The following is a 9,398-nucleotide window of genomic DNA, read 5'->3' as shown; positions in this document are numbered from 1 at the left end:
GTTGAGCACGCTCTCGAAGACGACGACCACCACCAGCCCGGCCACCAGCACGTCCAGCGTGGTCAGCCCCCGGTGCACCAGCACCTTGTCCATCACCACCTGGAAGAACAGCGGGCTCACCAGCGCGAAGAGCTGCAGCATGAAGGAGATGAGCAGCACCTCCCCCAGCAGCCTGCGGTGCCGCACCAGGCTGGGGATGAACCAGGAGAAGTCGAAGCGCGCCAGCTCGCCCGCCAGGCTCGCGCGGCTGCTGACCAGGATCAGCTCGCCCGTCCAGCGCCGCGTGAATTCCGGCACGGATTCGATGGTGGGCCGCCCTCCGCCGCTTCCGCCGCTTTCGGCGCCCGCCGCGCCCGGGTCCTGCAGCAGCACCCGCTGGCCGTCGCACTGTGCCAGCACCACCGCATGCAGGCCGGCGCCGCCAGCCCCCTCGTCACCGCCATCCTCGCCGCCGGCCGCCCCCGGCGCGCGCACCAGCGCCAGCGCGGGCAGCGGCGCGAGCGTGAGGCGCTCGGCCCCGCTGCGCACCCTGCGGGCTTTCAGGCCCAGCAGCCTGGCGGCCAGCAGCAGGTCCTGCACGCCCACCGCATCGCTCGCCGACAGCCCCAGCTGGTGCGCCAGCGTGGCCGGCTCGGCCGCCACCTGGTGCAGTCTGGCGATCAGGCACAGCGCCTGCAGGGCCGCGTGGTTCGCCTCTTCGGGGGCCGATGCCACCCCCTCTCCGCGCGATGCGGTCTGCGGTCCTGCGTCGGACGCGCGCGATCCCTTTTCCGACATGCGGACTTCCCCACTTCCTTATGGTTATGCAAAGCCCTGCAGGCCATTGCGAGCGAGCGGAATAAGGCAAGCCCCAAACCGTCGCGACATGACAAACAAATCGAATCACTGTCCGTCTGCGAATTTGCGGGAGTGTCATGCAAAAGAGCGCGCAAAAAATCGCCACCCCAGGACAAATTCCATTCAGCGGAAAACAAACAAATACCGCCGCCACCGCTCCACGCAATTCAGTTTAGTAACTGGAATGCATGAATAAAACGTAACTAGCAAATACCTTTTGCGAGAGCGCGAATCCAATGCGATCCCCAGTCCGGCCCGCATGAGATCGCTCGCATCGGGCGGGGCCATTCGCATCCCGGCAACGCATTCCGGCCGTCGATCCGGAATCACTTCTAAAAAGGGATAGTCGACCGGCGACCTCGCGCAGCCCCAACCGAACGGGTGAAACCCATTGCGCGAGTGGCACGAATGAGCGTTTAGCGAAGCAATAACGGCGCGGCTTCAGAAAATCCATCGCCACCATTCGGCGCGCCCACCTTTGGGAATCTGCAGGAGAACTCAGGTTCACCGTGGCGTCGGACAGCCCCGCGGGCCCCCGTCAGCCCCGATTCGACACACCCTCGCGCGCCGGGAAAGCAGGCATCTTCGGTGGGCCATCGCACCCAATAATCACGGTGACTTTAGAATCTAGTTACACAACCCCGGGGTCTGATTCAATCGCTGCCCCGCCGCCATGGATCTCAAGTTCAGCCACATCGACGTATTGGTCGAGGACCTGGAAGCCGCGTGTGCGTACTACGCGCGGGTTTTCGGGGCCCGGATCTCCAGGACGCTTTCCTGGGACCGTGGCGGCCTGCGCGTGCGCTACGCCGTCGTGCTCCTCGGCCCGGAGCGCTTCATGCTGGTACAGCCGCTGGCCGGCAACCTCTGGGACCTGATGCAGGAGCGCGGCGAGGGCACGATCTACCGGCACTGCTACTCGACGCCGGACATCGAAGCGGCCTACGACGCACTGGTGGCCGCGGGCGTGCAGCCCGAGGACGAGAACGGCAACCCGCTGCCGCGCGACCACCTGCAGTCGCCCGCGGGCGCGCGGATCCTCTGGCTGCCCAAGCGCTTCGGGCAGTTCTCCATCGAACTGCTGGAGGCGAGCACGCTGGAGCGGTTCCTCGAAGACGCCTTCGCACAAGGCTGAGGCTCCGGCCGCCATGGCCGTGTGCGCAGCGGGTCCGGCCGCGTGCCTCGCTGCCCAATGTGGCGCCCCGGCCGACCCGATGCCGAAACCCCCTCCAGAACGGCCGCATTGCGCCGGGACTCCAACCGCGGGGGCTCCTAACCTACGTGCCACGCGCTCCTTCATGAATGAGCGCGCCACCGCCCACCCCCACCGGAGGACCGCCGCCATGCTGATTGCCATGTCGAACACCAGCCATGCAGGGCATGCCGCATGCGGCGCGACCGATCCCAGCGAGGTGGTCGAAACCCGGCTGTGGATGGAAGAGCACGGCTGGCTGTACGCCCTGCTGCGCAGCAGCGACAACGTCGCACCCACCTTCCGGCTGCCGGACCTGCTCAGCGCCTGCGTGGCCATCGTGTTCCAGCGGGGGGACGCGGCCGAACGCATCTTCGGCTTCCTCGGGACCGACCTGGTGATGCGCTCGCCGACCACGCCGCGCCGCCGCGAGTCGCTGTGGCGCCCCCAGTACGAGCTGCTGCACGCCCTGCAGTGCTCGCCGGCGAACAAGCATCCGAACCCCCGCTTCGGTCTCGACCAGATCACCACGGCCTGCGTGGCGCTGTGCCAGCGGGCCGATGCGTCCGGCGCGGCGGTGCTGCGCCAGGCCCGCCACAACATGGTGGAGCGGCACGGCGCCGCGCACGGCCAGCGACCGCGGCCATAGGTCCATGGCGCCGTAGCGCCACCCACCCCGCGGCGCCACGCCGCCCACCCGCACCGACCCCGCCGGGCCCCGGCTCCACCCGCATCCGCACCCGCCCCAGACCCTGACCGGCACGCCGGTCCCCACCCCGCCCCCGCCCGGTCCCCGCACTGCGGCGGGTTGGATGTGAGCACCTTCGGGGGTCGCCGATGCGCCTGGTTGCCGCTTTCCTGTTCGCCGCCGTTCCGGCCTCGCACGTGCTCGCCACGCCGTGCTGGGACGTGGCCGCCCGACGCTACGGCGTGGCACCGGAACTGCTCTACGCGGTCGCCCGCACCGAATCGGGCCTGAATCCCAAAGCAGTCAACCGCGCGCACGCAAAGCGCACCGGCAGCTACGACATCGGTCTGATGCAGATCAACAGCCGGCACCTGCCACGGCTCGCCGGATTCGGCATCCGCGAGGCCGACCTGTACGACGCCTGCATCAACCTGCAGGTCGGCGCATGGCTGATGGCCGACAGCTTCTCGCGCCACGGCATCACGTGGAACGCCGTGGGCGCGTACAACGCGGCCTGCAGCCAGCTCAAAGGCGATGCCTGCACGCACGCACGCTCGGCCTATGCATGGAAGGTGTACCGGCACCTGCCCTCGGCAACGCCCCGGCGTGCCGCAGCGCCCATCCGCTCCGCGGCCGGCGTGGCCGCACTGCGCCAGCCCCAGCACGTGAGGGTCGCGCCATGAAGCGCCGCCCGTCCGCCACCTCCTGGCGCCCGAGCGCCGTGGCATCGTGCCTGGCCGTGACGGCCTGCGCGGTGACTCCGCCGCCGCCCGCCCCGATGCCGGCGCCCGCCGCCGTGGAGGCGATCCGGATGGCACAACGCGGACACGGCCGCGATGCCGCGTTCGAACGGTGCGGCGGCGACGCCTGCCCGCAACGCACGCCCAAGACGCTGCCGGCGCCCCCGGGCCCGGCCTTCCCTTCGCCGGCGGACAGCGAGACGGTGGCCTCGCCACCTGGGCACCCCGAAGAACGCACCGAACACGTACCGCCGCCCGCGCCCGCGCCCGCATCGGCATCGCCCAGCCCACCCTCGCCCGCGGTCCAGCAGGTGTCCGTGCACTTCCCGTTCGCGAGCGCACGCCTGGATACCGCGGCCCGCGCCGCGCTGCGCGAGGCCATGCCGAGGCTGGCGCGGGCCGACGAGGTCACCCTGAGCGGCCGCACCGACAGCACCGGACCGGCCGCCGCGAACGACTGGCTGGCCCAGGCCCGTGCCCAGGCAGTGCTGCGCGAGATCCTGGCCTTGGCACCTGGCACCGCCGCGCGTGTGCATGTCGACGCGCAGGGCGGATGCTGCTTCGCCGAATCGAACGACAGCCCTGCGGGCCGGGCCCGCAACCGGCGCGTCGAGATCCGCTACCGGATCGACCACCACGACCCGCCCTGAGCAGTCGCAGCCCACATGCACCCGCCGCGTGCACTGGCCCGACCGCGCCACCACGCCCACCCGCACCCACCCGTCCCTTCCGAATCCGTTCTTTCCTTCGCTGGAGATTCCCATGAGCCTTGCTGTCCTGTCCCCCTCCTCCCCGGCCACGCTGCGCTCGCCCGCGCGCAAGGTCGCCGGGCTCCTCGGCCTGCTGGCCATCGCCCTCCTCGGCCTGGCGCTCGCCTTCCCGAGCCACGCACTGGACCTCGTGGCCTTCACCGGGATTACCGGCCCCTTGACCAGCGCCCTCGCGCAGATCGCCAACCTGGGGCCCGGCATCAAGGCGCTGGTGGGCTTCGTGGGCTTCGTCGTCGCCTTGATCTCGCTGTCCGCCCTGCGCAACTTCGGTCCCGTCCTCTTCTATGTCGGGCTGGCGATCTTCGGCGCGGTGGGGCTCGTGATCGCCGGCGCGATCATGGGCGCGGTCATCTGAGCCGCCGGCGCGTCGGCATCCGGAGACCCACATGCAAGCGGACACCTACATCCCGCGGCGCCTGGACGATCAATGGAAGATCGGATTCTGGGATGTCGACGTCGCCGCGCCCATCCTGCTCGCTTTCTTCGCCGGCTACCTGTCCTCGAGCAAGGTGGCGTTCGCGGCCTGCATGGCCGCCGGCATCGCGGTATCGCGCTGGCTCGCGCGCCTGAAGGCCGACAAGCATCCGGCCTTCGCGATCCACTGGCTCTACTGGCACCTGCCGACGAACCCGGTGACGTCGCTGCGCGCGACACCGCCCTCGCACATCCGCCGCATGGTGGGCTGAGCCGGAGCACCGCCATGGACTTTGGCCGACTCAGCGGCGACCTCAAAGACGTTCGCCGCCGCAACCGGGGGCTGGGACTCGCCGTGGGCACGCTCGCCGCCGCCCTGCTCCTCGCGCTCCTCGTCATCCTCCATCTCCTGGGCACGGTGCGCACCGTGGTCGTGCCGCCATCGCTCAACAAGACCTTCTGGGTGACCGCCGACAAGGCATCGAACGCGTACCTCGAGCAGATGGGCAGCTTCGTCGCCTGGCTGATCCTGGATGTCACCCCCAGCACCATCGACTGGAAGAAGGACATCCTGCTGGGCTACGTCGACCCCGCGCAGTACGGCGCACTCAAGACGCGCCAGGAGGTCGAGGCCGAACGCCTCAAGCGCATCAACGCCACCACGGCCTTCGCGCCGCAGCAGCTGGTCGCCAGCGAAGACACGCAGTCCCTGGTCGTGCGCGGACGCCTGCGCACGCTCATCAACGGCTACGAGACCGCCAACGACCTCAAGGCCTACCGCATCGACTTCGGCCACGCCGACGCCCGCATGCACGTCATCGGATTCAAGGAGGTGCCCTATGCGGCCAAGTGACACCCGGCGAACGCCGCCGCTTCCAGCGGCCGGCATGCCTCGCTCGCGCATCCGCGCCGCCGCGGGCGCACCACCCGCCCTACCCGCCGCCCTACCCGCTCCGCGCGCCCTGCCGTCGCACGAGCGACGGGCCCGACTGTCCCCGGCCGCGCAGCGCATCCTCGCGGTCACGGCGCTGTCCCTGGGCCTGCAGGCGCATGCGCTGCAGGTGCTGGAGGCGAGCGACGGCGTGGCCGTCGAGGCCATCGTCTCCCAGAAGGAGCCCACGCGCATCCGCATCGAAGGGGCGCCGATCACCGATGTCTTCGGCAACGTCCATTCGAGCCACTGCGGTGGCGCGGCCCTGCCGGCGCCGTCATCGGCTGGCGCTCCTTCCGCCACGCCGGGGCTCGCCACGCCCACCGCCCCGTCGTCCCCGGCGGTCAACCCAGCGGGCGACGTCATCGTGGAATGCGACCGCGACAAGGGCGAGGTCTACATCCGCCCGGTCGGGGATGCGGCACGCCCGATCAACCTCTTCGTCTCCTCGGCCACCGCCACCTACACGCTGCTGCTGCGCCGCTCCGACACTCCGGCCGACACCATCGTGATCCGGGACAAGACCCCGCAGGCACTGCGCCCGTCCATCGCCGAGCCCGCGCCCTCGGGCCCCGCGCCGAACCACGTGCGCACGATGAAGGCGCTGCTGGTGGCCATGGCCTCGGACCGGGTCCCGCCGGATGTCAAGGTCGAAGAGACTTCGCGCTCCATCCAGCTCTGGGCCGAGTCCCGCTTCACCCTGCTGCGCCGCTTCGAGGGCCGGGGCTTCGTCGGCGAGAAGTACGCGCTGCAGAACACCAGCAGCGCCCCGATGGTGCTGGCCGAGCAGGAGTTCGATCGGCCCGACAGCCGCACCGGGGGCGAGATCGCCGGCATCGCGATCGAGCACCACAACCTGCGGCCCGGAGAGAGCACCAGCGTCTACGTGATCCGCCGCGGAGGCACGCGATGAGCGCGCCGTCCACCCCGCCCGGCGCCATGCGCAGCCTGCTGGAGCGTCTCTCGCCGCGCCAGCGCCAGTACGGGCTGCTGGCCGCCATCCTGGGCGGCGGCATCGGCCTGCTGTGGCTGATCCTCAGCGTCTCCGCCCGGGGCCCTGCGTCCCCACCGAGCGGCCAGGCAGCCCCCGCGCGGCCCGGCGACGTCACCAACATCGGCGTGCTGCCGCCCGGCGGCCAGGTCAACCCGGTCGACCAGTGGGTCGGCACGGCGGGCCGCAAGCTCGCCCAGTACGAGACCGAGCGCGAGGAGCAGGGCCGGCTCAACAAGGACCGGCAGGCCTTCGAGGCCCGCACGATGCAGCGCTTCGCGGAGCTCGAGCAGCGCCTGACGGCCAGCCCGCCGACCCTGGCGGCCGCCGCGCCTGCCGCGCCCACCGCGCTCCCTGCGACACCGGCCCCCTCCCTGCCGCCTCCATCCACGCCCCCCGCCGGCATGCCGCCCGCGGCCAGCCTGCCCGCGCCGCCGCCCGCGGTAGCGGGCGCCATGCCGGAGGGGCCTCCCGCGTTCCAGCCCACCGCTCCCCCGGCTCCCCCGGTGCCCGTGATCTCGCGCGTGACGCTGGCCGATCGCGCCCGCCGGGCCGTCGCCGCGGGCCACGACGGCCCGGCCCGCGCCGAGGACGCCGCGAAGCCGTCCGCCGCGCCCCAGACCGTCTCCACCTTCCTGCCCGTGAGCTTCACGCGCGGCATCCTGCTCGGCGGCCTGGATGCGCCCAGCGGCGGGCAGTCCCAGTCCAACCCGCATCCGGTGCTGATCCGGCTCTCGGACAACAGCGTCCTGCCCAACCAGTTCCGGGGCGAGTACCGGGAGTGCTTCGTGGTCGCCGCGGGCTACGGCGACATCAGCTCCGAGCGCGCCTACCTGCGCACCGAGAACCTGTCTTGCGTGCGCGCCGATGGCGCCACCCTGGAGGTGCGCATCCAGGGCTCGGTCTACGGCGAGGACGGCAAGGTCGGCATGCGCGGTCGCCTCGTGACCAAGCAGGGCCAGATGCTCGCCAATGCCCTGCTGGCCGGCGTCGTCAGCGGCATCGGCCAGGGCCTCTCGACGGCCAACACCACCTACAGCAGCTCTCCGTTGGGCACGATGGCCAGCGCCGACGGCAACGCCGACGCCTACCGCGCGGGGCTGGGAAGCGGCGTGGGCAAGGCGCTGGACCGCCTCGCCCAGTACTACATCAAGCTGGCCGAGAACACCTTCCCCGTCATCGAGGTGGATGCCGGCCGCCAGATCGACGTCGTGATCACCAAGGGCGTGCGCATCGACGTGCCGATGACGGCCACGGCCACGGTCGAGCGCGGCCCCCGCCGCTCCCCTTCCCCCGAAACCCGCTACCTGGAGGCCACCGATGATGGCAACTACTGAATCCACGCGCGCCTCGCGGCGCCTTGTCGGCGCAACGGCATGGGGCATGGCGCTGTCCACCGTGCTGCTGGCCTTCGCTGCGCCGGGCCATGCCGGCACGCCCGAGGAGACGCGGCTGCTCGCCGCGCTGCGCAAGGCCCACCCGGGCACGCAGTTCACCGAGGTCTCGCGCACCGATGTCCCGGGCCTCTACGAAGTCTGGATGAACGGCAACGTGGCCTACGTCCCGGCCTCGAATCCGCGCTTCTTCGTTTTCGGGCGGCTCTTCGACACGCAGAGCATGCGCGACATCACGGGTCCCAGGATCGCGCAGCGCACCGCCGATCCGGTCGGGCAGCCCGCCACGGAGTCCGTGTCCCGGACGCCCGTGCTGATCGACCAGTTGCCGCTCGCCGATGCGATCAAGACGGTGCGCGGCAACGGGCAGCGCAAGGTCGCGGTCTTCAGCGACCCGAACTGCGTGTACTGCAAGCAGCTCGAACCCGAGCTCGCCGGCATCGACAACGTCACCACCTACACCTTCCTCGTGCCCTTCCAGGGCGAGGCGCGGCCCATCGCGATCTGGTGCGCCGCCGACCGCGAGCGTGCCTGGCAGCAATGGATGCTGCAGGCGGACGCCGGCGCGCTGCAGCCCCATGCGGGATGTGAGCACCCCGTGCAGCGCAACCTCGCGCTCGCGCGCCGCCTCGGGGTGCAGGGCACGCCCACCCTGTTCTGGGCCGACGGCAGCCGCACCGATGGCTATGTCGGCCGCGCCGAGCTGGAAGCCCGGCTCGCCGACGCCGCCCGGGCCGCGGGCGCGAAGCCCTCGCCCGAAGGGAAGACGCCATGAGCGCCACGACACTGCGTGCGGCGGGCCTGGCGCTGCTGCTGCCCCTGGCCGGCTGCGTCAACATGTCGGGGCTGGCCAGCGAATCCCGGTACGCCTGCGCGGCGCCCGAAGGCGTGGCCTGCGACTCGGTGTCGGGCACCTATGCCAATGCCGTGCAGCACAACCTGCCGAGCCAGCGGGGGCGACCGCCCGCATCGGACTCCGCGGCGCCGGCCCTCCCTCCGGCGGCGGCCGCCCCGACGCGCCAGCCCATCGCGGCCCATCCCGCCGCCCTCGAGCAGGCCAGCGAGGATGCCCGCTCCGGCCTGGCGCTGCGCTCGCGGGCCAGGGTGCTGCGCCTGTGGACCAGGCCCTGGGAAGACGTGGACGGTGACCTCTGGGACCAGGGCTATGTCTACGTCCAGGTGGACGCCGGGCGCTGGCAGATCGATCACCTGCGCCAACGCATCCGCGACCAGTACCTCCCGCTGCGCGCCCCGCCGGCCACCGCGTCCGCAGAAAGCGAAGGGGCAGCCAGCGCATCGGGCCGGGGCCCGGCGGCCCCCGTCACGGACGAGCGCGCCACGATCCCCACCGATGGCGGCGCTCAGCGCCCGTCCTCCTTTCACCCCTTCCCCTCGCTCGCCCGTCCGCCGGCGGCGCCAGGGTCCCGTCCGCAGTGAGGCC

Annotated in this window: 12 protein-coding genes; 11 read left to right on the top strand and 1 reads right to left on the bottom strand. The window is 71.4% G+C overall.

Annotation, left to right across the window (positions count from 1 at the left end; translation table 11 throughout):
• The coding region (locus AX018_RS09430; protein ID WP_245951496.1) for a cysteine peptidase family C39 domain-containing protein at window positions 1–714 on the bottom strand (714 nt) is incomplete at its 3' end.
• 796 nt (window positions 715–1,510) lie between these two features.
• Here AX018_RS09430 and AX018_RS09425 point away from each other — a divergent pair.
• The 11 genes from AX018_RS09425 (at window position 1,511) to AX018_RS09375 (ending at window position 9,394) form a co-directional block, all read left to right on the top strand.
• The gene (locus AX018_RS09425) at window positions 1,511–1,972 is read left to right on the top strand and encodes a VOC family protein (protein ID WP_111877031.1); all 462 of its coding nucleotides are present in this window, start codon (window positions 1,511–1,513) and stop codon (window positions 1,970–1,972) included.
• 208 nt (window positions 1,973–2,180) lie between these two features.
• Entirely contained in the window at window positions 2,181–2,678 is a 498-nt protein-coding gene (locus AX018_RS09420; protein WP_111877039.1) for a hypothetical protein, read from the top strand.
• Window positions 2,679–2,866: 188 nt separating this feature from the next.
• Window positions 2,867–3,400 carry a lytic transglycosylase domain-containing protein gene (locus AX018_RS09415; protein WP_111877030.1) on the top strand — a complete coding sequence of 178 codons (534 nt, stop codon included), beginning with the start codon at window positions 2,867–2,869 and terminating at the stop codon, window positions 3,398–3,400.
• Window positions 3,397–4,107: an OmpA family protein gene (locus tag AX018_RS09410; protein WP_111877029.1), complete on the top strand. Its 711-nt coding sequence runs from the start codon at window positions 3,397–3,399 to the stop codon at window positions 4,105–4,107. Before AX018_RS09415 ends, AX018_RS09410 begins: the two co-directional genes overlap by 4 nt.
• Before the next feature lie 112 nt (window positions 4,108–4,219).
• Window positions 4,220–4,582 (top strand): hypothetical protein, encoded by a 363-nt coding sequence (locus tag AX018_RS09405; protein ID WP_111877028.1) that lies wholly within the window; start codon window positions 4,220–4,222, stop codon window positions 4,580–4,582.
• A 31-nt stretch (window positions 4,583–4,613) separates the two neighbouring features.
• Window positions 4,614–4,913 carry a type IV conjugative transfer system protein TraL gene (traL, locus tag AX018_RS09400; protein ID WP_111877027.1) on the top strand — a complete coding sequence of 100 codons (300 nt, stop codon included), beginning with the start codon at window positions 4,614–4,616 and terminating at the stop codon, window positions 4,911–4,913.
• A gap of 14 nt (window positions 4,914–4,927) precedes the next feature.
• Window positions 4,928–5,494, top strand: coding sequence for a type IV conjugative transfer system protein TraE (gene traE, locus AX018_RS09395; RefSeq protein ID WP_111877026.1), 567 nt, complete (start codon window positions 4,928–4,930; stop codon window positions 5,492–5,494).
• 34 nt (window positions 5,495–5,528) lie between these two features.
• Window positions 5,529–6,485 carry a type-F conjugative transfer system secretin TraK gene (locus AX018_RS09390; protein ID WP_245951495.1) on the top strand — a complete coding sequence of 319 codons (957 nt, stop codon included), beginning with the start codon at window positions 5,529–5,531 and terminating at the stop codon, window positions 6,483–6,485.
• Complete coding sequence (locus AX018_RS09385) at window positions 6,482–7,900, top strand: TraB/VirB10 family protein (RefSeq protein WP_111877024.1); 1,419 nt, start codon at window positions 6,482–6,484, stop codon at window positions 7,898–7,900. Before AX018_RS09390 ends, AX018_RS09385 begins: the two co-directional genes overlap by 4 nt.
• The gene (locus tag AX018_RS09380) at window positions 7,884–8,732 is read left to right on the top strand and encodes a DsbC family protein (RefSeq protein WP_111877023.1); all 849 of its coding nucleotides are present in this window, start codon (window positions 7,884–7,886) and stop codon (window positions 8,730–8,732) included. Before AX018_RS09385 ends, AX018_RS09380 begins: the two co-directional genes overlap by 17 nt.
• Window positions 8,729–9,394 carry a TraV family lipoprotein gene (locus AX018_RS09375; protein WP_111877022.1) on the top strand — a complete coding sequence of 222 codons (666 nt, stop codon included), beginning with the start codon at window positions 8,729–8,731 and terminating at the stop codon, window positions 9,392–9,394. Before AX018_RS09380 ends, AX018_RS09375 begins: the two co-directional genes overlap by 4 nt.
• Window positions 9,395–9,398: the final 4 nt, after the last annotated feature.

This window comes from Paracidovorax anthurii (genome assembly GCF_003269065.1).
GTDB lineage: Bacteria > Pseudomonadota > Gammaproteobacteria > Burkholderiales > Burkholderiaceae_C > Paracidovorax > Paracidovorax anthurii.
This window is presented reverse-complemented; position numbering and strand designations above follow the sequence as displayed.